This is a genomic window from Klebsiella sp. LTGPAF-6F, assembly GCF_001753185.1.
Taxonomy (GTDB): domain Bacteria; phylum Pseudomonadota; class Gammaproteobacteria; order Enterobacterales; family Enterobacteriaceae; genus Klebsiella; species Klebsiella michiganensis.
This window is the reverse complement of sequence record NZ_CP017450.1, coordinates 5,436,804-5,461,647: the sequence shown is the minus strand read 5'-3', so window position 1 is coordinate 5,461,647 and position 24,844 is coordinate 5,436,804. Positions and strand designations below refer to the sequence as shown.

Here is a 24,844-nt window from a genome sequence, read left to right as displayed (position 1 = left end):
GCAAAATATAGCGATGATTGTAAATAGGCGATGGCGACGGGGATATATAGACTCTGGCTATTTATATAATAAACGTCTACTTATCCGGTGATGCGGCTCACAAAAACGCGTTATTTCTCCGCCCGACGCCCTACGGCATCGGTGCTTCTGACTTTGTGACGGAAGGCCAGCGGGGTGTCGTTCATCATCTCTTTAAACTTGAGGCAGAAGTAGGCGCTGTCGGTGAAGCCGGCGCTTTGCGAGATATCGCTAATCTTCAGGTCGGTGTTGGTCAGTAGATTGATAGCGATATTCAGTTTGCGCAGCAGCATAAATTTTTTGAAGCTGATGCCGAAGGCGGATTTAAAGGTGCGGGAAAACCAGGATTTCGACCACCGGCAGCGGCGGGCGGCTTCTTCGGTTGTCATCTCAAAATTTTCATTTTCATCAATAGATTGCAGAAGTTCGATCAGCTCGCTCAGATAGCGGTGGTTGGTGCGTTCGGTAATGGGGACGGAATCTTTCAGGCTATTAAAGGCGTGCAGCAGTACGCTCTGCATCAGGGAGCGAAACAGCGAATCGGTAAAGTCGCTGAACTCGCCGCACCAGCTCAGCAGCAGCTCCAGGCGCTCGGCTTCCTCGCCGGAAAGGTAAGCGACCGCGCCGCAGTGGGCGGCGGGGAGCGACAGGTCGTATCCCTCGAGCCACTCTTTTTCGAATTGCATAAGATAACGCTTGTGGCTGGCGGCGGCCGGGAGCGTCATTTCATGGATCAGTAAGGCGGGGACGAAAACCAGGGTATTGTTTTTTATGGTAAATTTCTCATCACCAATCGAATAGCTGCCCTCCGACTCTCGGAACCACATCAGTTCGTCCATCATATGAAAATGCGGGACTACGTTTATGCCATTGAAATCGTTTATGTTATCTACCCGCAGGGTAAATAGCTCGCCGGCGCCCACGGGGATCTTTTCGAAAACGGGAGATTCATCACTCATCGGGTACACTCTTCTTATATTTAACAGGATGATTTATACATAATCGGTAAGCCCTAAGCAATAACGTACAGAGGACAAATATTAACGATCTTTCTGGCGGAGGCGCGATGAACACTGCCCGTATCAGTATTAAAGAAAAATTTAGCTATGGGTTAGGGGATACCGGCTGTAATTTAGTCTGGCAGACGGTGATGCTGTTTATGGCCTGGTTTTATACCGACGTATTTGGTTTAAGTCCGGCGCATATGGGGACCATGTTTCTCGCAGTCAGGGTATTAGACGCGGTCACCGATGTATTAATGGGGGCGGTGGCGGATCGTACCCGGACTAAATATGGGCAATTCCGCCCTTATATTTTATGGTTCGCGATTCCTTTTGGCGTACTTTGCTGCTTAACGTTTTATACGCCGGATTTCGGCTATACCGGCAAGCTGATTTACGCCTATGTTTCTTATACCTTATTATCGCTGGTCTATACGGCGATTAACGTTCCGTATTGCGCGATGATCAATAATATCTCTAACGATTCCCGCGAGCGCGTTTCGCTTCAGTCCTGGCGCTTTGCGCTCAGTACGCTCGGCGGTCTGATTGTCTCGCTGACCGCGCTGCCGCTGGTGGCCTGGCTGGGTCAGGGTAATGTGCAAAACGGCTATTTTTACACCATGATTGTGATGGGGTGCCTTAGCATCATTCTGTTCTTTATCTGCTTCGGCCTGACGAAAGAGCGCTACACCACGGATATCGCGGTCAACAATCAAAGCAGCATTCTTGACGATCTGAAAACCCTGCTCGCCAACAAGGACTGGCGCATTCTCTTCGCGCTCAACGTCGTTAACCTGATTGCGGTGCTGTTTAAAGGCGGGACCACGCTCTATTACGTCAACAACATTATGGGGCGGGCGGATCTGGGCAGCCTGCTGCTGACCACCACCCTGGCTTCCGGCGTGCTGGGGGCGATGCTCTCCCCGTTTATCTTTAAAAATATTGATAAAGTGAAAGGGTTTAAAATCTCGATGGCCATCGAGGCGGCGCTGCTGATAGGCATGTACTTCGTCCCGGCGGGGAACGTGGCCGCTATCTTTGCGCTGGTGATTATCATCAATATTATTCAGCTGGCCGCCACGCCGCTGCAGTGGAGCATGCTGTCCGATATTATCGATGCGGAAGAGAAACGCAGCGGTAAAAAACTCAGCGGGATCGTTTTTTCAACAAACCTGTTTGCCATCAAGCTGGGGATCGCCATCGGCGGCGCGCTGGTGGGCTATATGCTGGCATGGGGCGACTACGTTGGCGGCGCAGCGCAGCAAACCGACTCCGCGCTGCAGATGATCGCGCTGCTGTTCACCGTCTTCCCCGGGGTACTGGTGGCGCTGCTGATTGTTATCATGAGCAAGTACAGCCTGGACGATAAACGCCTGTCGCGCCTGGCGCAGGACGACCTCCCGGCGTAACGGACTGTCGCCCGGCAGATGGAGATAATCGGCGCATCTCTATTCTACTGGGCGAAGTTTGCGTATAAACTCGCGGGTTTTAGAGTTCCGGAGGCACAAAGGCGATGAGCCAGGTAGAGTTAAACGGTGAGTTATTCACATTAGAGCGGTTCCCGCCGAATGCTGAAGAGGAAGCGCTTCAGGCGTGGGAAGCGGCGGATGAATATCTGCTGCAACAGGTGAATGACGTCGACGGCCTGACGCTCATTTTCAATGACAGCTTTGGCGCGCTGGGCTGCGCGCTGGCGGAACGCAACCCGGTAAGCATCAACGATTCCTACGTATCTAAGCTGGCGACCCGCTACAACCTGCGGATGAACGGCATTGATGAAGAGAGCGTACGTTTTCAGGATCCCCTGAGCGAACTGCCTGCCGCGCCGGCGCTGGTGCTCATTAAGGTTCCGAAGCAGCTGGCGCTGCTGGAGCAGCAGCTGCGCGCGCTGCGCGAGGTTGTCACGCCGGAAACCCGTATCATCGCCGCCGCGAAAGCGCGGGATGTCCACAATTCCACCCTGGCGCTGTTTGAGAAGATCCTCGGCACCACCACCACATCGCTGGCATGGAAAAAGGCGCGGCTGATTTTCTGTACCTTTACCGCGCCTGAGGTGGCCGATGCGCCGCAAACCTACAGCTGGCCGCTGGACGGTACGCCGTGGACGATTCACAACCACGCCAACGTGTTCGCCCGCAGCGGCCTTGATATTGGCGCGCGCTTCTTCCTGGAGCATCTGCCGGCAAATATTGAAGGCGAGATCGCCGATCTTGGCTGCGGCAACGGCGTGATTGGCCTGAAAGCGCTGGCTTTAAACCCGGACGCCCGGGTGATGTTTACCGATGAGTCCTATATGGCGGTCGCTTCCAGCCGGCTGAACGTCGAAACCAATATGCCGGATGACCTCGAGCGCTGCGAGTTTGTGGTGAATAACGCGCTGTCCGATATTGAGCCGGACCGCTTCGCCGCCATCCTCTGCAACCCGCCGTTTCATCAGCAGCATGCGATCACCGATCATATTGCCTGGCAGATGTTTAACGACGCCCGCCGCAGCCTGAAGTACGGCGGCGAGCTGTATGTCGTCGGCAACCGCCATCTCGATTATTTCCGCAAGCTGAAGCGCGCGTTCGGTAACTGCACGACGATCGCCACCAATAATAAATTTGTGGTGTTGAAAGCGACAAAGGTGCGCAAACAGCGCTGAGCGTTATCGACTTTCCCGGTTTCCCCGGCTTGCGGCTGACGCCTTAGCCGAGCTACCGGCTGACGCCTTAGCCGGGCTACCGGCTGACGCCTTAGTCGGGCTACCGGCTGATACCTTAGTCGGACTACCGGCCGGGTTTTCTTTCCCTAAATCGACAGCGCCAGCCGGGTGCCCTGAGCGATTGCCCGCCGGGCGTCCAGCTCCATCGCCACGTCGCAGCCGCCAATCAAATGCACCGTTTTACCCGCCGTCTGCAGCGGATCGGCCAGCTCGCGGCGGGGATCCTGACCGGCGCAGATAATCACATGATCAACGTTAAGCACCTGAGATTCGCCGCCGATCGTCACATGTAGGCCGGCATCATCGATCCGTTGATAGCTGACGCCGGGGATCATTTGGACGCCGCGGGCCAGCAGGGTAGCGCGATGGATCCAGCCGGTGGTTTTCCCCAGCCCGTCGCCGGGCTTGCTGGTTTTGCGCTGGAGCATCACGATCTGGCGCGGGCTTTTAGCCAGCTGCATCCCCTCCGGGCGTAATCCGCCCGCGCTCTGCAGGCTGGTATCGATCCCCCATTCCGCACAGAACTCGCCAATATTCTGGCTGGTGGCGATGCCGGACTGGCTGAGGTACATGGCGGTATCAAAGCCGATCCCGCCGCAGCCGATAATCGCCACCTTCTTGCCGACCGGCGCTTTATCACGCAGGACATCGAGGTAGCTCAGCACCTTCGGATGATCGATCCCGGCGATATCCGGCATCCGCGGGGCGATCCCGGTGGCGAGGATAATCTCATCAAATGCCCGCAGATCGTCGGCCGTCACCCGGGTTTTAAGCCGCAGCGCGACGCCGGTAAGATCCAGCATCCGGCGGTAATAACGCAGAGTCTCATGGAACTCCTCTTTGCCGGGGATCTGTTTGGCGATAGTAAACTGGCCGCCAATCTCATGGTGCCCGTCAAAGAGCGTCACCTGATGCCCGCGCGAGGCGGCGTTAACGGCAAAGGCCAGGCCGGCAGGACCGGCGCCGACTACCGCCAGCCGCTTCGGTGCGGTCGCGGGCGCTATCGGCATCAGGGTTTCATGGCAGGCGCGCGGGTTGACCAGACACGAGGTGACTTTACCGGCGAAGATCCGATCGAGGCAGGCCTGGTTGCAGCCAATACAGGTATTGATCTCATCCGCCCGCCCGCTCTGTGCTTTAGAGAGAAATTCGCTGTCGGCGAGGAAAGGGCGGGCCATCGATACCATGTCGGCGTCTCCGCGGGCCAGGATCGCCTCCGCCACGGCGGGATCGTTAATCCGGTTGGTGGTGACCAGCGGGATCGACACCGCGCCTTTCAGCTTGCGGGTGACCCAGCTAAACGCGCCGCGCGGTACCGGAGTGGCGATGGTGGGAATGCGCGCCTCGTGCCAGCCGATGCCGGTATTGATAATCGTGGCCCCGGCGGCTTCAATCGCTTTCGCCAGCTCGGTGACCTCCGCCAGGGTGCTGCCGCCGCTGACCAGGTCGAGCATCGACAGGCGGTAGACAATAATAAAATCGCTGCCCGCGCGCTCCCGCACGGCTCTGACCACCTCTACGGCAAAACGCATGCGTCGGGCGTAGTCGCCGCCCCACTGGTCGTCGCGCAGGTTGGTGCGCGCGGCAAGAAATTCGTTAATCAGATAGCCTTCCGAGCCCATCACTTCGACGCCGTCGTACCCTGCTTCCCGCGCCAGCTGGGCGCAGCGGGCAAAATCATCGATCAGCTGTAAGATCTCTTCGTGGCTCAGTTCGTGAGGCGTAAAGGGGTTGATCGGCGCCTGCAGCGCGGAAGGGGCCACCAGCTGCGGCTGGTAGCTGTAGCGCCCGGTATGCAGGATCTGCAGCGCGATTTTGCCGCCCTCCTCGTGTACCGCATCGGTGATATGGCGGTGATGAGCGAGATGGCTGGCGTCGTTAAGCACCGCGCCGCCCGCCATGGTGACGCCGGAAGGCGCCGGGGCAACCCCGCCGGTGACGATCAGCGCCACCCCGTGGCGGGCGCGCTCGGCGTAAAACGCCGCCAGCCGCTGTGCGCCGTCCGGCAGCTCCTCCAGGCCAGTGTGCATCGAGCCCATCAACACGCGGTTTTTGAGCGTTGTGAACCCCAGGTCAAGCGGGGCGAAAAGCGACGGGTAGCGGCTCATAATCTCTTCCAGTGTAAAATTATTGTTATGTGGTCGGATGAGTTACTAATTTAGCCGCCGCGGGCGAAAAGGGAAAAGGGGAGTGCGGCGATTGTGATGGGATTCAAAGAACGGCGGAAGGTTCTCCCTTACCCCGGCCCTCTCCCTCCGGGAGGGGGAGAAGGGCGGAATGGCGCCGGGGCCAGTTATGCCCGGACGGTTTCTTCTCCTGTAGGGGAGAGGCTTAGGGTGAGGGGGCAACAGGGGCACGGCGCGTCAGCCCCGGCGCCTGCCACATCGAGGTCGTTAATCCGCTGTCCACCAGACCGAGCTGCTCGGCGTACACCGACTGCCATTTGATCATCATCTCGTGATACAGCTCGCGATGCGCCGGATTGGGCGTAAATTCCCGGTGCCAGCTCACCAGCTTCTCGCCCGTCGCCGCCATATCGCCGTACAGCCCGGCACCGGTGCCGGCGGCGATCGCGCAGCCCAGCGCCGTCGCCTCGCGGACCTCCGGCACCCGCACCGGGAGGCCGGTGACATCGCTGAGGATCTGGCTCCACAGCGCGCCTTTTGAGCCCCCGCCCGCAAAGACCAGGCTGTCAAACCGCACGCCGGAAAACTGCGAAATTTGCGCCAGATTACAGGCAGAGACAATCGCCGCGTTCTCTTCCAGCGCGCGGAAGAGGGTGGCCTTATTGCATTTTTCCGGGTCGATGGAGAGGTTAATAAACGACGGCGCGGCGTGGTACCACTGCTTAAAGTGCATGGCGTCAGAGAAGATCGGCATCACCCCGTGGGAACCCGCCGGCACGCGGCTGGCCATCTCTTCGAGCAGGCTGTAGGCGTCGACGCCGAGGCGCCCGGCAATCAGCTTCTCCTCCGCGCAGAACGCGTCGCGGAACCAGCGCATGGTCAGGCCGGTGAAGAAGCTGATGGACTCCGCCTGCGCCATGCCGGGAATGACATGCGGGTTAACGCGAATATTCATCTCCGGGTCAGTTCGGACTTCCGGCAGATTAACCACCTGCTGCCAGAAAGTGCCGCCGAGCACCGCCGTCTGCCCGGCGCGCACCACGCCGAGGCCCAGGCAGCCGAGCTGGACGTCGCCGCCGCCCATCACCACCGGCGTGCCCGCGCGCAGCCCGCTTTGCGCCGCCGCCGCGTCGGTCACCGCTCCCAGTACGCTGCCGGTCTCTTTGACCGGCGAGAGAATATCGGCCCGCAGCCCGGCCATATCCAGCAGCGCCGGGCGCCAGTCGCGGCTGAAGAGATCGAGCATGCCGGTCGTTCCGGCGTTAGAAGGGTCAACCGCCAGTTCGCCGGAAAGCTTTGCCGCCAGCCAGTCGCTGATCATGGTGATGGTCGCCGCTTTGCGGTAGATATCCGGGCGATGATGGGCCAGCCACAGCAGGCGCGGCATGGCGCTCAGCGCCAGGGTCTGCCCGGACACGCCGTACACTTCGGATTCAAAACGGTCGTCGTGGATCTCTTTGAGCTCCGCCACCTCGCGGCTGGCGCGGGCGTCAACGTTGGCGCAGGCCCAGATGGCCTCGCCGTTGCGGTCGTAAAGCACGATGCCTTCACGCATCGAGCAGCAGGCCACGGACTGAATATCGGTCGCAGAGAGATGGGCGGCGGCCAGCGCCTGACGGATACACTGGCAGGCCAGCTGCCAGTTGGTGCCAAGGTCGAACTCCATCGAGCCGGGGACATTGTCCACGCTCAGGTGCTTCCATTCGGCCTGGCCGACCGCCATCTGGCGGCCCTGGAGATCGAATACGACCGCCCGAATGCTGCCGGTCCCGGCATCTAACGCTAACAGGTAACTCATGACATGCGCCTCGCTCGTGTTGCGCGGCGCAGGGCCGTTATGAGGCCAGCGTCAGCACCGCGCGTGCTGTTGTCTCTTCCGTTACCAGGCCATTAATCCGCTTGCCGATAAGGGCCGCGTAAATCGCCTGCGCTTTTTCTGTGCCCCCGGCGACGCCCACGATGGTCGGCAGCTGCGCCAGTTCATCAAGGGTGACGCCGAGCAGTTCCCGATGGATCTCCAGCCCTTCAACCGGTTTGCCGTCGGCCTGCAGGAAATAACCTAAAATGTCGCCGACCGCGCCTTTGCGGGCGTACATTAGCTGTTCGCCTTCGCTGATATAGCCGGAGCGCAGGATGGTGGCGTCCCGGCGCTGGTCAATGGCGCCGATACCTACCACCGCCGCATCCGCCGCCGTCGCGGCCAGGATCACGTCGCGGACGCTCGATTCCCGGCGCAGGATCTCTGCCACATCCGCCGATGACACCCGCAGCGGCGCGGGGATCATACTGACGCTACAGGCGGCATCCAGCTGGCCAATGCCGGTCATATACGGGCCCACGCCGCCGGAAAGCGTCACCAGCCGAACCTGCTGGGAGCCGATAAACCCGCTCAGATGCTGCAGGCAGCTCATGGTGGCTTCGCCAAAGCCCACCGCCAGCAGCTGTCCCGGCTCCAGCACGCCCATTAACGATTGCGCCGCGCCAATCCCCAGGCGGGTGTTCATCGGCGGGGTATTCAGCGCCGGCAGCACGCGGGCAATTTTCAGACCGAAGCGCTGCTGAAGTTCGGTTTCCAGCGCCAGGCAGCCCTCATAACGCGAATTAATCTGGACGCGGATCACCCCCGACTGGCGGCCCTTCTCCAGCAGGCGGGAGATCTTTAACCGCGGCAGCCCTAAACGCTCGCCGATGTCGTTCTGCGTCAGGCCGTCGTGGTAGTAACACCACGCCACCCGCGCCACCAGCTCCTCCTCGGCTAACGCCAGCCCGGCGTAGCGGCTCTCTTCCGTAATGCGTTTTTCGCTCATAAAGTGAACTCTTATAAAAATTTAGATCATATGTTCGTTATTGCGCGGTCGGAAAATGTGAGCCGACTGGCAAAACGGATCTTTCGTTGTCCGCTGGTTTTCTTCAAACGATCGAAAGCATAAAACTGTGATCGTTGCACGGTTGTAAATATAGTTCACCGTCTACGATTTTGAACATTATTAATTTAAAAAATCTTTTGTTCAAAATGAGGCGCGATGATGAAGCCACTGCTTGAAGCTCGCCAAATCGGCAAACAGTTCTCCGGCGTCACCGTGCTGAAGCAGATTGATTTCACGCTGCTTTCCGGCCAGGTGCACGCGCTGATGGGCGGTAACGGCGCCGGAAAATCGACGCTGATGAAGATTATCGCCGGGGTAGAGACCCCCGACAGCGGTGAGCTCATCCTCGGCGAACGTACATTTGCGCGCCTTACTCCCGCCCAGGCCCATCAGCAGGGCGTGTATCTGGTGCCGCAGGAACCGATGTTATTCCCCAATCTGACGGTGCGGGAAAATATTCTTTTTCGTCTGCCAAAGCGGGCGGATACCGAGGCCCGCCTGCAGGAAAAGCTTCAGCAGCTTAGCTGCCAGCTTAACCTCGAGGCGGCGGCCAGCACCCTGGAAGTCGCCGACCAACAAATGGTGGAGATCCTGCGCGGGCTGATGCGCGACGCGCAGATCCTGATCCTCGATGAACCCACTGCCTCATTGACGCCGGGGGAAACCGAGCGCCTGTTTCGCCAGATCCGCTCTTTGCAGGCGCTCGGCGTCGGGATCGTGTTTATCTCGCACAAGCTGCCGGAGATCCGCCAGGTCGCCAGCCACGTCTCGGTGATGCGCGACGGCGCGGTGGTGCTGAGCGGGGAAACCGCGCACTACGGCGACAACCAGCTAATCGGCGCAATGACGCCCGTCAGCCGCGATCGTGCGCTGAGCGACACGCAAAAGCTGTGGCTGGCGCTGCCGGGCAATCGCCGCACTCAGGCGCAGGATTTCCCGGTCCTTAGAGTAGAAGATCTGACCGGAGAAGGTTTTATCGATCTCAACCTGGAGATCCGCGCCGGGGAGATCGTCGGCCTCGCCGGGCTGGTCGGATCCGGGCGCACCGAATTTGCCGAAACGCTCTACGGTCTGCGACCGGCGCGCGCCGGGCGGGTATGGCTGGAAAACCGCGATATCAGCCGCGACAGTACGCGCGCCAGGCTTGCCTGCGGGCTGGTCTATCTGCCGGAGGACAGGCAGGTTTCCGGGCTGTTTCTCGATGCGCCGGTGCGCTGGAACACGGTGATGTTTAACCAGCCGTCGCTGTGGCAGCAGAACAGGCGCGAAGCGGCGGTGGTGGAGCGCTATCACCGGGCGCTGGGGATCAAAATGGCCGATGGCGATCGCCCGGTGCGCACGCTCTCCGGCGGTAACCAGCAGAAGGTACTGCTGGCGCGCTGCCTGGAGGCTAACCCGCTGCTGCTGATCGTCGATGAGCCGACCCGCGGCGTGGACGTTTCCGCCCGCGCCGACATCTATCAGCTGTTGAAAAGCGTCGCCGCGCAGAACGTGGCGGTATTGATGATCTCCAGCGATCTCGACGAGTTCGTTGGCCTGGCCGATCGGGTGCTGGTGATGCATCAGGGCAGGCAGAGCGGCGAGCTGGCGCAGCAGGCGGTCAGCGTTGACCGGATGATGACCCTGGCCTTCGGAGGACAGGCATGAAAACGTTATTAAAGAATCGTGAACTGAGCGCCTTTCTCGCCATCGTGGTGCTGTTTGCCGGGCTGGTGGCGCTCAACCCGGCTTATTTCAGTTTACAAACCCTGGCCATGATCTTTGCCAGCGCGCAGATCCTTTGCCTGCTGGCGCTGGGGGCAACGCTGGTGATGCTCACTCGCAATATCGACGTTTCGGTAGGCTCCACCGTCGGCCTGAGCGCTATCGCGACAGGCGTGGCGCTGAATAGCGGGTATGGCCTGATGACCGCCATCGCCTTCGCGCTGGCGATCGGCGCGCTGGCCGGCGCCTTTAACGGCCTGCTGGTGGTGGGGCTGCGCATCCCGGCGATTGTCGCCACCCTCGGCACCCTCGGGCTTTATCGCGGGGTGATGCTGCTGTGGACCGGCGGTAAGTGGATTGAAGGTTTACCGAACAGCCTGAAGGCGCTGTCGGAGCCGGCGTTCATCGGTATTTCGCCGCTGGGCTGGCTGGTGCTGGCGCTGCTGCTGGCGGGCGGCTGGATACTGTCGCGCACCGCCTTTGGCCGTGATTTTTACGCCGTCGGCGATAACCTCGCCGCGGCCCGCCAGCTCGGGGTGGCGGTGAACCGCACGCGGATGCTGGCATTTACCCTTAACGGCATGCTGGCGGCCTGCGCCGGGATTGTGTTCGCCGCGCAGATTGGCTTTGTGCCCAATCAGACCGGCAGCGGCCTGGAGATGAAGGCCATCGCCGCCTGCGTGCTCGGCGGGATCTCGCTGCTTGGCGGTACCGGCACGCTGCTGGGCGCTTTTCTCGGCGCCTTCTTCCTCACCCAAATTGACACCGTGCTGGTGCTGTTCCGTCTCCCGGCGTGGTGGAATGACTTCATCGCCGGCCTGGTGCTGCTCGGCGTACTGGTGCTCGACGGGCGTCTGCGTCAGGCGCTGGCCCGCCATCAGCGGGCGCTGAAGTACAGCCGCTTTCAGCCCGGTAATAAAGGGGGCAAGCGCGTGGCCCCGTTTCCCGAACGCAAAAACAAAGAGGTGGCGTAAATGAAGCTCAACTGGGAAAGCGCGCTGCTGGCGCTACTGGTGCTGGAGATCCTGCTGTTTGGCGCCCTGAATCCGCGCATGCTGGATCTCAATATGCTGCTGTTCAGCACCAGCGACTTTATCTGCATTGGCATCGTGGCGCTGCCGCTGACGCTGGTAATTATCAGCGGCGGGATTGATATTTCGCTCGGTTCCACCATCGGCCTGTGCGCCATCGCGCTGGGGGTGATGATGCAGGCGGGCTGGCCCATGAGCCTCGCAATCCCCCTGACGCTGCTGCTCGGCCTGCTGTGCGGGTTGCTGAACGCGGCGCTGATTCATTACACCGGTATTAGCCCGCTGGTGATTACGCTCGGCACCCTGTACCTCTACGGCGGCGGCGCGCTGCTGCTTTCTGGTATGGCCGGGGCAACCGGCTACGAAGGCATCGGCGGATTCCCGGATAGCTTTACCGCCTTCGCCAACCTGACCCTGTTCGGCCTGCCGATACCGCTGGTGCTGTTCGCCGTTATCACCTTTTTCTTCTGGCTGCTGGCCCACCGCGGGCGCTTTGGGCGGCACCTTTTTCTGCTCGGGCAGAACCCGCGCGCCGCGCGCTACGCCGCGCTTTCCGTTAACGGGATGCCCTACGCGCTGTATGGCCTGGTGGGCGTGGCGTCGGCGGTAGCGGCGCTGGTGATGGTCTCCTATTTCGGCTCGGCGCGCTCGGACTTAGGCCGCGACCTGCTGATGCCGGCGCTGACCGCCGCGGTGCTCGGCGGGGCCAATATCTACGGCGGTTCCGGCTCGATCGTCGGCACGGCGCTGGCCGCGCTGCTGGTGGGCTATTTACAACAAGGTTTGCAAATGGTCGGCATCCCCAACCAGGTGTCGAGCGCGCTGTCAGGGGCGCTGTTGGTTGTGGTGGTGATGGGGCGTTCGCTGAGCCTGCACCGTGAATGGGTGCGGATGAGCTGGCGGCGTCTTTTCTCGCGTAAAACAATCGGAGCATAAAATGAAAACAAAACTGATCGTGCTGGCGATGGCGCTGGGTATGGCATCGGCCCAGGCGGCGGACCGTATCGCCTTTATTCCTAAGCTGGTTGGCGTCGGCTTCTTTACCAGCGGCGGTAACGGCGCGAAAGAGGCGGGTAAAGCGCTCGGCGTGGACGTCACCTACGACGGCCCGACCGAACCGAGCGTCTCCGGGCAGGTGCAGCTGATCAACAACTTCGTCAACCAGGGCTACAACGCGATTATCGTCTCCGCCGTATCGCCGGACGGGCTGTGCCCGGCGCTGAAGCGGGCGATGCAGCGCGGGGTGAAGGTCCTGACCTGGGACTCCGATACCAAACCAGAGTGCCGCAGCATCTATATCAACCAGGGTACGCCGCAGCAGCTCGGCGGCCTGCTGGTGGAGATGGCGGAAAAGCAGGTGACGAAGCCTGCCGCCAAAGTGGCGTTTTTCTACTCCAGCCCGACGGTGACCGACCAGAACCAGTGGGTAAAAGAGGCGAAGGCCAAAATCGAAAAAGCGCATCCGCAGTGGGAAGTGGTGACCACGCAGTTTGGCTATAACGACGCCACCAAATCGCTGCAAACCGCCGAGGGGATCTTAAAAGCGTACCCGGATCTCGACGCCATTATCGCCCCGGACGCCAACGCGCTTCCGGCGGCTGCCCAGGCGGCAGAGAATCTCAAGCGCCAGGGCGTGGCGATTGTCGGCTTTAGTACCCCGAACGTGATGCGTCCCTACGTGGAGCGCGGCACGGTAAAAGCCTTCGGCCTGTGGGACGTGGTGCAGCAGGGCAAGATCGCGGTTAACGTCGCCGATCGTCTGCTGAAAAAGGGCGATCTTAACGTCGGCGACAGCGTTGATGTGAAAGATCTCGGCGCCCTGAAAGTCGAGCCCAACAGCGTGCAGGGCTATCAGTATGAAGCGAAAGGCAACGGCATCGTGCTGCTGCCGGAGCGGGTGGTGTTCACCAAAGAGAATATCAATAACTACGATTTCTGATGGAGGATGAGATGGCTGATTTAGACGATATCAAAGAGGGAAAAAACTTCGGCTTAGACCGTCCGCAGCAGAATACGCTGTATACGCTGAAGGGCTGCGGGTCGCTGGAGTGGGGGATGCAGTCGCGGCTGGCGCGTATCTTCAACCCGCAGAGCAACCGCACGGTGATGCTGGCGTTCGACCACGGCTATTTTCAGGGGCCGACCACCGGGCTGGAGCGTATCGATCTCTCTATTGCGCCGCTGTTCGAAGAGACCGACGTGCTGATGTGCACCCGTGGCGTGCTGCGCAGTCAGGTGCCGGCGGCGACCAACAAACCGGTGGTGCTGCGCGCTTCCGGCGGCAACTCGATCCTCAGCGAACTTTCCAACGAGTGCGTGGCGGTGGCGATGGAGGACGCGCTGCGCCTGAACGTCTGCGCGGTGGCGGCGCAGGTCTATATCGGCAGCGAGCATGAGCATCAGTCGATCAACAACATCATCAAGCTGGTGGACGCCGGCAACCGCTACGGTATGCCGGTGCTGGCGGTAACCGGCGTGGGCAAAGAGATGACCCGCGACGCCCGCTACTTCTCGCTGGCCAGCCGCATTGCCGCCGAAATGGGGGCGCAGTTCGTGAAAACCTACTTTGTTGAGGAAGGCTTTGAGAAAGTCACCGCCAGCTGCCCGGTGCCGATAGTCATCGCCGGGGGCAAAAAGCTGCCGGAGCAGGAGGCGCTGGAGATGTGCTGGCGGGCGATCGACCAGGGGGCTTCCGGCGTGGATATGGGGCGGAATATCTTCCAGTCCAGCGCGCCGCGCGCGATGCTGAAGGCGGTGAAAAAAGTGGTGCATGAGAACCTGAGCGCCCGCGAGGCGTATCAGTTCTGGCAGGAGGAAAAACAGGGAGAGCTGCAATGAACGTAACGCTGGTGGAAATCAATATCAAACCGGAACGGGTCGACGAGTTTCTTGAGGTGTTCCGCGCCAACCACGAAGGGGCGCTGCAGGAGCCGGGCAATCTGCGCTTTGACGTCCTGCAGGACCCGGAGGTGAAGACGCGCTTTTTTATCTATGAAGCCTATAAAGATGATGAAGCGGTGCTGGCGCACAAGAAAACCCCGCACTATCTGGCCTGCGTGGCGAAGCTGGAGGCGCTGATGTCGCAGCCGCGGCAGAAGCGCAGCTTTATCGGCCTGCTGCCGGAGGTGTAAGACGAGCCCTCACCCCAGCGGGGTGAGGGGACATCGTAGCTACTTACGGAAAAACTCGTTATACAGCATGTACAGATGCGCTGCGCTCCAGGAGAAGTTCGGCGCGCCCTGCTGAGCGCCGGTGAGCGGATTGTAGTTCTCCTGAATCGGGCCATCGGAGGTTAACCCCCGGGCGTGCCTGAAGAAGGCGTCCGCCAGCTGCAGCGCCTCTTCGCGGTGGCCGTAGCGCTCCATCCCTTTCAGGCCGAACCAGAACTGGTCCACCCACACGCGGCCGCGCCAGTAAATATCCGCGCCAAACGCCGGATTCGTTAATGCGGCGGTACCCAGCGGTACGAAAGTATTGAACTCTTTGTTGTCCAGCATCACCGAAATGACGTCATCGGCATGCGCCTGAGTGGCCGCGCCGTTGAACAGCGGCGACCAGCCCTCCGGCCCTTTGCCGCGCTCGACGATCGGCTTACCGGCGCAGCCGTTTGCCAGCGGCTGCGCTTCAATGCGAATGTCGTAATAGAATTTGCTCTGCGGGTCGAACATGCAGGTGTTGATATAGTCGGCGAGCTTTTGCGCCAGCGCCCGGTAGCGTTTTGCCTCCTCCGGCTTGCCGAGAAGGGTCGCCATCTCCGCCAGATAGTGGTTGTCGCTGTACATATAGCTGGCCTGATCGACCGACTCCTGCAGCAGCGAATAGCCGAGCAGATTGCCGCTTTTATCCCGGTTTTCAGCAAATTTCACCGTCCAGTCGCTGCGTTTGCCGCCGTCGGCGATGTATTTATCCAGCTGATCTTTATCGATAAAGCCGAAGACCGCCGCGTCGTCGCGCCCCGATTCCCAGGAGGCGGCCACCTGTGCCGGGATCTCCAGGCTGTCGTAATCGCCCTTCGCCGTTACCTGCTCGTAGGTTTTCAGGCCGGAAAGCGTCCGTTCTTTATCGCCCTTTTTCACGGTAAACAGCATCGCGCCATCGGCGGTGTTGTGCGCTTTATCGCGGGTCGCACCGTACTCCGGCACGCCGTTGCCGTTGTGGTCGCGATTGCGCAGCCACCAGTCATGGTAGGCCACCAGCTTCGGGTACATTTCCGCCAGCCAGGCTTTATCTTTCGTGACGTTATAGACTTCCATCACCGACCAGGCCGCCAGGCTCGGTTTGGTATTCCGCTCGTTCCAGTTGCTGCCGTCGCCGCCGCGCTCCGGGCTCAGGTTCCAGGCGATCAGATCCGGAATGAACCCGGCATCCTGCGGTCGCACTTTATCGTCGGCGGCAATCTGCCAGGAGAAGACGGCGCGGATGTTCTCTTTCGCGATCTCCGGGTTGAAGTGGGCCATGGCGTAGGCCTGCTTCCAGGTATCCCACGGCCAGGTCTGGTTGCCGGAGAACCAGCGCCCGGTTACCGACGGCGTGACGGTGTTGTGCTTAACGGCGCCGCCCGGCGCGCGCCAGTTGCCGTTAAGGGTTTCGATCGCTTTCACCGCCACCCGGGTTTGCTGCGCCGTGGCATCAGGATTGGTCAGCCCCTTTTGCAGATAGCCGTTCCAGCGCGCCTCGGAAGCGCGCAGATAGTGCGCCGGTCGCGCCAGAATATCGCGGATTTGCGCTTTCTCAAGGCGCACCTGCTCGGCGTTCAGCAGGTGCGAGTAGGTGGTATAGAGCGTGGTCGAGCCGTTGATTTGCGCGCTGCTGGTGAATCGATGGCCATCGATTTGGGTGACCGTCGGCAGGGAGCGATGGATCTGATACTGCGATTCGCCGGAGGTCATTAAATCCGATGCGGAACGGACTTTACCGAAGCTGACCGTCAGTCCGTCGTGGGTCGCGCTCAGGCGGCGCTGATAGTCCGGGAAGGCCTGGTCGATGGTTTGCGTTGACTGCGGTTTCCCCTCTTTGGCGGAGAGCGTCTCCAGCAGCTCGCCGTCCCAGACCAGCTTAAGCGGACCGCTGCTGGTGATTTTAGTCTCCAGTAAAGAGGTGTGCGCGCTGGCAAAGCGCAGGGTCATCTCGATCTGTACGCCGGGCGCGGAGAGCGTTTGCACCAGCGCCCCGGGCAGGCTCCAGGCCTGCATGGTGAAGGCCACTTTTTTGCCGTTCTGGTACACCGTCAGGCGATCGAAATGGGTCGCCATAAAGTTGATGTACTCCTCGGTGAGCAGCGCGGGCCCCGGAAAGCTGCCCATGGTGGCTGGACCGTCCGGCAGCAGATGCCCATGCCATGCGCCCAAATCGAAAAACGGGTTGAAACGCTGGTGGTCGTCGCCATCGAAATCCTGCATCGCCTGCGGCGCGCCGCTGCGGTTGATAACATTTTTAAAGTCATCCGCGGTCAGCGCGTGGGCGGAAAAGCTTAGCAGCAGGGCGCAGGCCAGCGGCGTCAGAGTGGTGATGATTTTCACGGTATTGATATCCCTTTTTACCAATAGAAATATTGCATCAGGAAAACCTGGTCGCTCGGGTCTCCGGAGGCGTTTTTCATGTAGAAGCGGCTGTCCGCGGCGGTCGCGAACCGTCCGCCGCCATATTCGTACCAGATGCCGAACTGCATAAACGAGGTGGTTTCCTCGGCGGCGCGATCCGGGCGGTGTTTGGCGTAGCTATAGGCGGTAGAGAGATACACGCCCTTGAGCGCTTCATACATGGCGCTGGCCATAAAGCCGGTCTCCGTTCCCGGCACGTTTTGCCCCCTGGCGCGCCCGGTATGGTGCCAGGCGCGGGCGGCGAGGTTGGGGGTGAGAATACCGGTTAACAAGAGCTGACCGGTACCGTCGGTTAGCTCAAGACCGTTCATCCAGGTGACCTTTTCGGCAATATCGTACTGGACGTAGCCGTTGACCATCGCCGGGTAGGTATATTTATCGTCGTAGCGGTCGTATTTGCCGAAATGGAGCCACGCTTTGCTTTCATCGTGGTGCCCGGCGGGCGTGGCGGTCACGCTGTAGCGAAAATCTCCCGCCAGGTTCTGCACCTTGAGCGCGTACATAATATCGCGCGTATTGGGGATCACGTAGCCGAGGTCGGGTGTGAAATCGCCCCACCACTGCAGATCGTCGAGCGATGAATCCTGGCGCAGGCTGAGCATAATCTCGGTGCTGCTATCGGTTTTATATCCGCCGTAGAGGCGGTTTATTCCACCTTCGAATCCGCCCCAGCCGTGATCCGGTACCCAGGCATTCCCCTGACGATCGGCCTGGACCGTCCAGCCTTCGCCATAAATTAAGCCAAACCAGCTGCCGTGCTTTATTTCCAGCCCGCCTTCAATATAGGTGCCATCGCTATATTTATGTTTATCCTCGCCTTCTAAATCCATATATCCGCCGACCCCCAGTTCACCGTAAAAACGATAGGAAGTGGCGCTCGGTTCAGGCGTTTTCATGTCATCATGTTCCGCCGGGTGAGCAACATCAGCCGCTACGGCAGGTGTGCACAAGGCCAGGGCGGCAAGCGCCCCGTAAATCAAGTTATTCTTTTTCATCGCATTATTAAGAGATATTGTAATTTATTATTTTAGGGAAAATGGCTTATGACGCGTCGGAAGCCGGCGCCGCTTCAATTCTTTTTTGTTCTATCGTTAATCCCTTCACGTATTTGCTGTATTTCCACCACGCAAATCCGAGGAAGATAACAATGCCGCCGACGTTATAGAAAATAATGGTCAGAATATTGCCGCCGGTGGGAAAGGTTGAGGCGACGAAGCCGATAGCGAAAATAACAATCAGCATCGAGACCACCGTAATACCGGTGGTGCGTGAGCCCATTTTAAAATCGCGCGGCAGATGATCGAGCCTGCGGCGCAGGTTGAGATACGCCAGCATGATAAACAGCGGCGGCAGCATCGAGGCGGCGGCGGTCATGTTGATGATGGTGTTCATTAAATCCTGCACGGTACTGGAGCCCATCATCGGGATAATCATCAGCGGAATCACAATCAGGAACTGGATCCACGCCGCGCGCGCCGGTACGCCGTTTTGATTGAGCTCGACGGTTTTTTTACCAAATATGCCGGCCGGGATTTCGGAGAAAAAGATTTTGACCGGCGTCGCGGTCCACATTAATAACGAACCAAACATGGCGGTAAAGGAGACCAGGCCGACAAAACGGTTGACCACGATTTCCGGCAGGCCAAACCAGACCGCCATGCCGTGGAAGACCTGTACCGATCCGCCGGTATATTTCAGCTCTTTACTGCTGATAAACACGTTAATCAGCACCGAGGAAATGGAGTACAGCACGCCAATCACGATCCCGGCGAGGATAATGACCTTAACAAATGATTTCGATCCGCCTTTCACGTCATTGACGTACACCGCGACGGACTCCGCCCCGCCGGCCGCCATAAAGATCCATGTGGTGATGCCGAGGAACGCCCAGTTAAAGTTCGGGATCATTGCATCCACGGTAATCGGATCCGCTGGCTGAATACCGCCCACCAGCGCGCTGCCGGAAAGCAGAATGTAGGAGAGCGTCAGCAGCAGCATTAACGACGAGGTCACCGAGGTAATAGGACCCAGCATTTTTGCGCCGTTGGTGGACACCCAGGTCGACAGGGCGAACAAAGCCATGCTCAACATCGTGGTGGCGACGGGCGTCAGAATGTACTCGTAGCCGAGGAAGGCGTAGGAGGCATACGCGATGACCCTCGGCAGCAGCGAGGTGAAAAAGAACAGATTCACGAACCAGTAGGTGTAGGCGGTAATAAAGGCCCAGCGCCCGCCGAGGGAGCTTTTTACCCACGCATAAACCCCCGCTTCGGAGTTTTTATTCAGCGAAACGAATTCCGCGATGATCAGGCAGAAAGGAACGAAGTAGAGCAGGGTCGCGAGGAAGAACATCGGCGCCGACGCCAGCCCCAGCTCAATATTGTTATTGATCACGTTGTTAAAACTGAAGACGGCGGCGAAGGTCAGCGACAGCAGGCCGAACTTGCCGATGGTATTACGTTTGATATCAGACATAACACATCTCCACACATTGTCCTTCAGAGAATGGCCGAAGGGGATTGTGTTGTTTGTAGGGTAGAGGTAGTTAAGTATTGTGGTTAATTTTAGTAAAAATTTTAGTAAATAAAAGCGGTAAAAATGAATTGCTTTAACTCGATCACGAAAATGGTTGAGCGCGAGATCCCGGCTGGCGGGTAAAAAAATCCCGCCAGGCGATTTAACGCTGGCGGGAGGAACTGTCGCTTATTTCACCGGATTTACCGCTGATTTCAGCACCGATGGTTGGCTCTTGCGCTGTTTTTTCTCAAAGCGGGTTATCCACCACCACGCGAGTCCGGAGAAGACTGCGGTCATAAAGACGTTAATGAAGAAGGCATTCACCAGATCGACCCCCGGCGGGAAAGCCGAGGCGGTCATGCTGACCAGGAAAATCACCATCAGCATCGACACCACGGCCATCCCAACCTTTCGTGACCCCATGCGGAAGTCGCGCGGCGTGTCGTCGTGTTTCCAGCGGAAAACAAAGTAGGCGGCCATGATAAACAGCGGCGGTAGCATCGCGGTACCCGCGGTCAGGTTGATAGCGGTGTTCATCATTTGCTGAACGCTGGCGGAGCCGAAACCGTTCACGATGAGCATCAGAAAGACGAAGACAAATTGCCACCAGGCGGCGCGCACCGGCACGCCGTGGACGTTCAGCTCGGTGGTTTTTTTGCCATAGATGCCGGCAGGAATTTCAGAGAAGTGAATTTTTACCGGTGCGGCGGTCCACATCATCATGCTGCCGAAAATGGCGATAAACAGAATGATGCCGACGAAGCGGCCCGTCAGCGCTTCTGAAATATGGAAATAGGCGCCGAGGCCGGTGAAGATTTCCACCATGCCGGCCGCATAGGTCAGATCTTCACGTGCCACAAAGACGTTGACCAGCAAAGAGCCCAGCGCGTACATGCCGCCAATCAGGATCCCGGCGGTGATGATGACTTTAATAAACGATTTCTGCCCACCTTTGGTGTCGTTCAGGTACGCGGCGACGGTTTCAGCCCCGCCTGCCGCCTGGAAAATCCAGCACATGATCCCCAGCGTCGCCCAGTTGATGGTAGGCGCCATGGCGTGCAGCGTAATCGGCTGCGCGGGGATATGGCCCGCGCCCAGCGCGGTAAAAGCGCCGACCACGTAAATCGCAAATAGCGCGAAGACGCCATACGCCACGCATTCGGAGATTTTCCCCAGCCAGGTCGCACCTTTAGTGGAAATGTGGGTGGCCATGGCGAACAGGACGATAGAGATCAGCGACGTGACCATCGGCGAGAAAGGAATGGCGTAACCCATAATGGCGTACGAGGCGTAGGCCACCACGTTCGGCAGCAGCGACAGGAAAAAGAACAGGTTCACAAACCAGTACAGGAACGAGCCGAGATAGGCCGCGCGGGTACCTAAAGGCTGCTTCAGCCAGGCGTACATACCTGATTCGGAATTCTTATTCGCTGACACGAATTCGGCGATGATAAACACAAATGGAATAAAATAGACCACCGTCGCAAACAGAAAGATAGGGGCGGAGCTGAGCCCTAACTCGATGTTGTTATTAACAATATTTCGTACGTTAAATACGGCGGCAAACGCCATCGACAGCAGGGCGAATTTACCTATTTTGGCACGAACTGATTCGGACATAAGTCCTCCGAAAAATTATCTGGCCCGCATTGAGGGTTAGGGCCGGGAAGGCCAGCGAGTCAACCCGCTGGCCTCATCTTGCTTCACGCGGGCTTACTTATTCAGGAAGTAGCCGTCTTCGATAGTTACTCTGAGCACCACCTTTTTGACCGGCGAGTCGCAGATAAAGCGATAGGCTTCATGGGGGTCGCAAATCACCATTTGTCCTTCGTGAACCTGCACGGTTTCACCAATGCCTTTCAAATATTCACGGTCGGTTTCATCGCGATAGCAGGCCACGGTCTGCAGCTGCTCTTTGGCGGCAAACTCAATTTTTTGCTGACCCTGAAGGTAGTAATGCACCTCGAAATAGCGGCGGTTGCCAACGAACAGCGCATCCGTGGTGCTGTCGCTTGCCACGCGATAGGAGAGCGAATCGCCGATAGAGTGGGCCACCCCGGGCCGAATATTGTCGATGTTATTAATCGCTTCTACGCAGCGCTGCCATTTACGCCCACTGTGATAAATTTGCTTAAACTGTTCTAAGTTATCGAGAATTCTCATTTTTCAGCCTCGCTGTGTGAATCGGAGGAAAAGAAACCGGCGCCAAAGCTATGATTCGCCAGCGTCTGCGAGGAAGCGCTCCCGCCTTCCAGCGGCAGCAGCGTAAAGCCATAGTTGAACGGTTTGAGCCACACCCGCCAGCTATCCAGCACCTCGCTCCCCCAGGAGTTAGAGCCCAGGCCGAGCAGTTGGGCGTCGATATTCAGGGTGATGTCATCGCTGCGACGCAGTTCGTTACAGTGCTGCGCGGCGTGCAGATTCTCCGCCGTATAGTGCCAGGCGCTGATGTTGAGCGGATCGCGCGGGACCACCATCAGACCGCTGCCGTGACGGTCGGTAAACGCGGCCCAGCGGACGTGCTGGCGGTTGCCGTTGTTCTGCGGGAACGGATAGTTCACGAACATGTCGTCCACGGTGGTGCGCCAGAGGTCAATGATGTTGCTCTGCTGGCTGTCGGCGTAGTTTTCGCCGGGACCGCGACCGTAGTAACCCACCTGTTCAAACTGACCGTTAATGCCCAGCATAAAACCGATGCACGGCACGATGTGCGGATAGTCGCCGTAACGTTCGCCCGCAAGCTCAACGTTAATATGGCCCTGCGGGGTAATCTGCCAGCGATAGGTGCAGCGCATGCCGAAATCGAAAACCGGCGGGGCGATGATGCTGCGGGCGGTGATAATCACCGTATCGTCGCGCTGCTCGGCGCTGAATTCGCGCAGATGCTCCTGCATGATTTGCAGATGATTGGGCTGCCACAGCCCTTCGTATTCCTGCTTGTGGTTATCAATCATTGGCTTGAAGAAGTTAATCTTCGGTTCACGGGTCACCTGGTCTACGCCGTTCACCTGCCATTCGCTCAGTTTGCCGCTGACTTTAGAGAAGACCACGCGGAAGTTATGCCCGGTGATGCTGTAGCTCAGACGTTCATCGGCAATGTGCAGCGAGGTGGCGCTGGTGTTAATCAGCGGTGTTTTTGCTGCGGTCTGCTCTTTGAGCTGGAACTGGTAGACGGCGATCGGATGGTTGGCCTCGCTGTACGGCGTACGGGAATCTTTGGTCACTATGATGTTGACGAAGGTTTCGCGGTCGTCGAGCGCCGGCAGGTCGATTTTGATATCGCGGCCGCTGTTTGGCGCAAGATCGCGCACCTTAAGCTGCTGGCTGGCAAGCGTAGCCCCCTCGGCGCGCACTTCCACGCGCAGGGTGTAGTCATCGAGGGTCGAGAACCAGAGCTTATTGTCGATGCGCAGCTCGCCGCGGGCGATGTCGGTCGCCTGAACTTTTACCGGGGCGATAACCTGCTTGTACTCTCTGAGCCCGGGTCCAGGCGTCTGGTCGGAGAAAATCAGCCCGTCGAGGCAGAAGTTGTAGTTATTGGGATAGTCGCCGTAGTCGCCGCCGAATTTGTACCATACCGCGCCGCTGTCGTCGGTGGCCTGGATTCCGTGATCGCACCACTCCCATACGTAGTGGCCCTGAATACTGTCATGCTGATAGAACACGTTCTGGTATTCGCTCAGCCCGCCTGGACCGTTGCCCATCGCATGGGCGTATTCGCAGATAATCCGCGGCTTGGCATGCGGATATTCCCCAAATTCGTTCATCAGCGGCACGCGGGTATACATGGTGGAGATGATATCCACCACCTCCGCGTCGCGATCCTCTTCGTAATGCACCAGCCGGGTATCATCGATCGCCTTAGCGGCGTGATACATCGCGCGAATGTTGCAGCCGTAGCCGGACTCGTTGCCCAGCGACCAGATGACGATCGACGGATGGTTTTTCTGCGCGTGGACGTGGCGCACGATCCGCTCAACGTAAATATGCTCCCATGCCGGGTCATCGGTGATGGCGCTCAGGTTGCCGACGTTGGCGAAGCCGTGGGATTCGACATCGGTTTCCGCCATCACGAACAGGCCGTAAATGTCGCACATCTCATAGAAACGCGGGTCGTTGGGGTAGTGGGCGGTACGTACCGAGTTGATATTGTGCTGCTTCATCAGCAGCAGATCTTTCTCAACGCGATCCATCCCTACGGCGCGGCCCTTCAGATGGTCGTTGTCGTGACGGTTAACGCCGTGCAGCATCACGTAGCGGTTATTGATATAGAACAGGCCGTTGCGCACTTTGATATCGCGAAAACCGACGCGCTGCGGGATAACTTCGATAATCTCCCCGGCGGCGTTTTTCAGCGTCATCACCAGGTGATAGAGCCAGGGATTTTCCGCCGACCACTGCTGCGGCGCCTTCACGTCGATCGCAAAGTCGACGTTCAGCAACTGGCTGACGCTCAGGCGCGGCGTTGCACCTTCATACAGTACCTTTTCGCCGTCGAACAGCGCGTATTCCAGCGTCGCTGCGTCCGGCTGCGCGGCGAGATTTTCCAGCACCAGCTGGCAGGAGAGCGTGGCGTCGACGTAGTCATCGTTAAAATCGGTGCGCAGAGTGAAGTCCTGGACGTGAAGCGGGTTTTTGCCCATCAGATACACGTCGCGGAAGATACCCGCCGACCACCACATATCCTGATCTTCTATATAGGTGGAGTCCGCCCACTGCATGACGCGCACGCAAAGCAGGTTGTCGCCGATTTTTACCGCGTGACTAATATCAAACTCCGCCGTCAGGCGGCTGCCTTTGCTGAAACCGATGTACTGACCGTTAACGTACACTTCAAAATAGGTTTCGACGCCATCAAATTTAATCAGGGTCTGCTGGCCCTGCCAGCCCTCGCTGAGGGTAAAGATGCGCTGATAGGCGCCGGTAGGGTTGTCGGTCGGCACGTAGGGAACGTCAATCGGGAAAGGAAAGCCTTCGTCGGTGTACTGTAGCTGGCCGTGGCCTTCCATCTGCCACATTCCCGGTACGGTAATCGGCCCCCAGTCGCTCATGTATTGCGAGGTGAACGCTTCCGGCACCCGCAGCGGGTTGTTAAAGAAGCAGAAGTTCCACTGTCCGCTAAGGGACAAAAAGCGGCTGCTGGTTTCACGGGCGAAGGTTCGCGCCTGGGCCAGCGAATCGTAAGAGAAGAAATAGGCGCGCGGAGGCAGCCGGTTTTCATGAGTGAGTTGAAGATTTTCCCAGCGATTCATATCGCCTCCCTGAACGGACTAAAC

The 24,844-nt window shown here is 58.9% G+C and carries 18 protein-coding genes; 8 read left to right on the top strand and 10 right to left on the bottom strand.

Annotated features, from left to right (window positions below):
* Nucleotides 1-110: 110 nt before the first annotated feature.
* Nucleotides 111-977 (bottom strand): helix-turn-helix domain-containing protein, encoded by an 867-nt coding sequence (locus BJF97_RS25515; protein ID WP_032693237.1) that lies wholly within the window; start codon nucleotides 975-977, stop codon nucleotides 111-113.
* Between the two features lie 107 nt (nucleotides 978-1,084).
* Here BJF97_RS25515 and BJF97_RS25510 point away from each other — a divergent pair, with 107 nt between their 5' ends.
* Nucleotides 1,085-2,428, top strand: a complete 1,344-nt coding sequence (locus BJF97_RS25510; protein ID WP_004854424.1) for a glycoside-pentoside-hexuronide (GPH):cation symporter — start codon at nucleotides 1,085-1,087, stop codon at nucleotides 2,426-2,428.
* Nucleotides 2,429-2,532: 104 nt separating this feature from the next.
* Entirely contained in the window at nucleotides 2,533-3,663 is a 1,131-nt protein-coding gene (rlmG, locus tag BJF97_RS25505) for a 23S rRNA (guanine(1835)-N(2))-methyltransferase RlmG (protein ID WP_032693236.1), read from the top strand.
* A gap of 146 nt (nucleotides 3,664-3,809) precedes the next feature.
* On the opposite strand, the gene BJF97_RS25500 is transcribed toward rlmG, so the two are convergent.
* The 3 genes from BJF97_RS25500 to lsrR all read right to left on the bottom strand — a co-directional run bounded on the left by BJF97_RS25500 (nucleotide 3,810) and on the right by lsrR (nucleotide 8,656).
* Nucleotides 3,810-5,831 (bottom strand): NADPH-dependent 2,4-dienoyl-CoA reductase, encoded by a 2,022-nt coding sequence (locus tag BJF97_RS25500; protein ID WP_032693235.1) that lies wholly within the window; start codon nucleotides 5,829-5,831, stop codon nucleotides 3,810-3,812.
* Nucleotides 5,832-6,054: 223 nt separating this feature from the next.
* Nucleotides 6,055-7,647, bottom strand: a complete 1,593-nt coding sequence (gene lsrK, locus BJF97_RS25495) for an autoinducer-2 kinase (RefSeq protein ID WP_032693234.1) — start codon at nucleotides 7,645-7,647, stop codon at nucleotides 6,055-6,057.
* Nucleotides 7,648-7,684: 37 nt separating this feature from the next.
* Nucleotides 7,685-8,656 carry a transcriptional regulator LsrR gene (gene lsrR / locus BJF97_RS25490; RefSeq protein WP_004105944.1) on the bottom strand — a complete coding sequence of 324 codons (972 nt, stop codon included), beginning with the start codon at nucleotides 8,654-8,656 and terminating at the stop codon, nucleotides 7,685-7,687.
* 219 nt (nucleotides 8,657-8,875) lie between these two features.
* On the opposite strand from lsrR, the gene lsrA reads away from it, so the two are divergent.
* From lsrA to lsrG, 6 genes are read left to right on the top strand one after another with little or no spacing between them, the layout of a single operon-like run.
* Complete coding sequence (gene lsrA, locus BJF97_RS25485; protein ID WP_014226925.1) at nucleotides 8,876-10,363, top strand: autoinducer 2 ABC transporter ATP-binding protein LsrA; 1,488 nt, start codon at nucleotides 8,876-8,878, stop codon at nucleotides 10,361-10,363.
* A complete protein-coding gene (lsrC, locus tag BJF97_RS25480) occupies nucleotides 10,360-11,394 on the top strand; it encodes an autoinducer 2 ABC transporter permease LsrC (RefSeq protein WP_014226924.1) in 1,035 nt (344 codons plus the stop codon). Before lsrA ends, lsrC begins: the two co-directional genes overlap by 4 nt.
* A complete protein-coding gene (gene lsrD, locus BJF97_RS25475) occupies nucleotides 11,395-12,387 on the top strand; it encodes an autoinducer 2 ABC transporter permease LsrD (RefSeq protein ID WP_014226923.1) in 993 nt (330 codons plus the stop codon).
* Between the two features lies 1 nt (nucleotide 12,388).
* A complete protein-coding gene (lsrB, locus tag BJF97_RS25470) occupies nucleotides 12,389-13,390 on the top strand; it encodes an autoinducer 2 ABC transporter substrate-binding protein LsrB (RefSeq protein WP_032693233.1) in 1,002 nt (333 codons plus the stop codon).
* Between the two features lie 11 nt (nucleotides 13,391-13,401).
* On the top strand, nucleotides 13,402-14,289 hold the full coding sequence (gene lsrF, locus BJF97_RS25465) for a 3-hydroxy-5-phosphonooxypentane-2,4-dione thiolase (protein WP_004125444.1): 888 nt from the start codon (nucleotides 13,402-13,404) through the stop codon (nucleotides 14,287-14,289).
* Nucleotides 14,286-14,582, top strand: a complete 297-nt coding sequence (gene lsrG / locus BJF97_RS25460) for a (4S)-4-hydroxy-5-phosphonooxypentane-2,3-dione isomerase (RefSeq protein ID WP_032693232.1) — start codon at nucleotides 14,286-14,288, stop codon at nucleotides 14,580-14,582. Before lsrF ends, lsrG begins: the two co-directional genes overlap by 4 nt.
* 39 nt (nucleotides 14,583-14,621) lie before the next feature.
* Here lsrG and ygjK read toward each other — a convergent pair whose 3' ends face one another.
* The 6 genes from ygjK to ebgA form a co-directional block, all read right to left on the bottom strand.
* Nucleotides 14,622-16,970, bottom strand: a complete 2,349-nt coding sequence (gene ygjK / locus BJF97_RS25455; protein ID WP_032693230.1) for an alpha-glucosidase — start codon at nucleotides 16,968-16,970, stop codon at nucleotides 14,622-14,624.
* A 17-nt stretch (nucleotides 16,971-16,987) separates the two neighbouring features.
* Nucleotides 16,988-18,046 carry a protein YgjJ gene (gene ygjJ / locus BJF97_RS25450; protein ID WP_032693229.1) on the bottom strand — a complete coding sequence of 353 codons (1,059 nt, stop codon included), beginning with the start codon at nucleotides 18,044-18,046 and terminating at the stop codon, nucleotides 16,988-16,990.
* A gap of 46 nt (nucleotides 18,047-18,092) precedes the next feature.
* Nucleotides 18,093-19,526, bottom strand: a complete 1,434-nt coding sequence (locus BJF97_RS25445; RefSeq protein ID WP_032693228.1) for an amino acid permease — start codon at nucleotides 19,524-19,526, stop codon at nucleotides 18,093-18,095.
* 228 nt (nucleotides 19,527-19,754) lie between these two features.
* Nucleotides 19,755-21,188 carry an amino acid permease gene (locus tag BJF97_RS25440; RefSeq protein ID WP_032693227.1) on the bottom strand — a complete coding sequence of 478 codons (1,434 nt, stop codon included), beginning with the start codon at nucleotides 21,186-21,188 and terminating at the stop codon, nucleotides 19,755-19,757.
* A 93-nt stretch (nucleotides 21,189-21,281) separates the two neighbouring features.
* Nucleotides 21,282-21,731, bottom strand: a complete 450-nt coding sequence (locus BJF97_RS25435) for a beta-galactosidase subunit beta (RefSeq protein ID WP_032693226.1) — start codon at nucleotides 21,729-21,731, stop codon at nucleotides 21,282-21,284.
* Complete coding sequence (ebgA, locus tag BJF97_RS25430) at nucleotides 21,728-24,820, bottom strand: beta-galactosidase subunit alpha (protein ID WP_032693225.1); 3,093 nt, start codon at nucleotides 24,818-24,820, stop codon at nucleotides 21,728-21,730. The genes BJF97_RS25435 and ebgA overlap by 4 nt, the downstream gene beginning before the upstream one ends.
* Nucleotides 24,821-24,844: the final 24 nt, after the last annotated feature.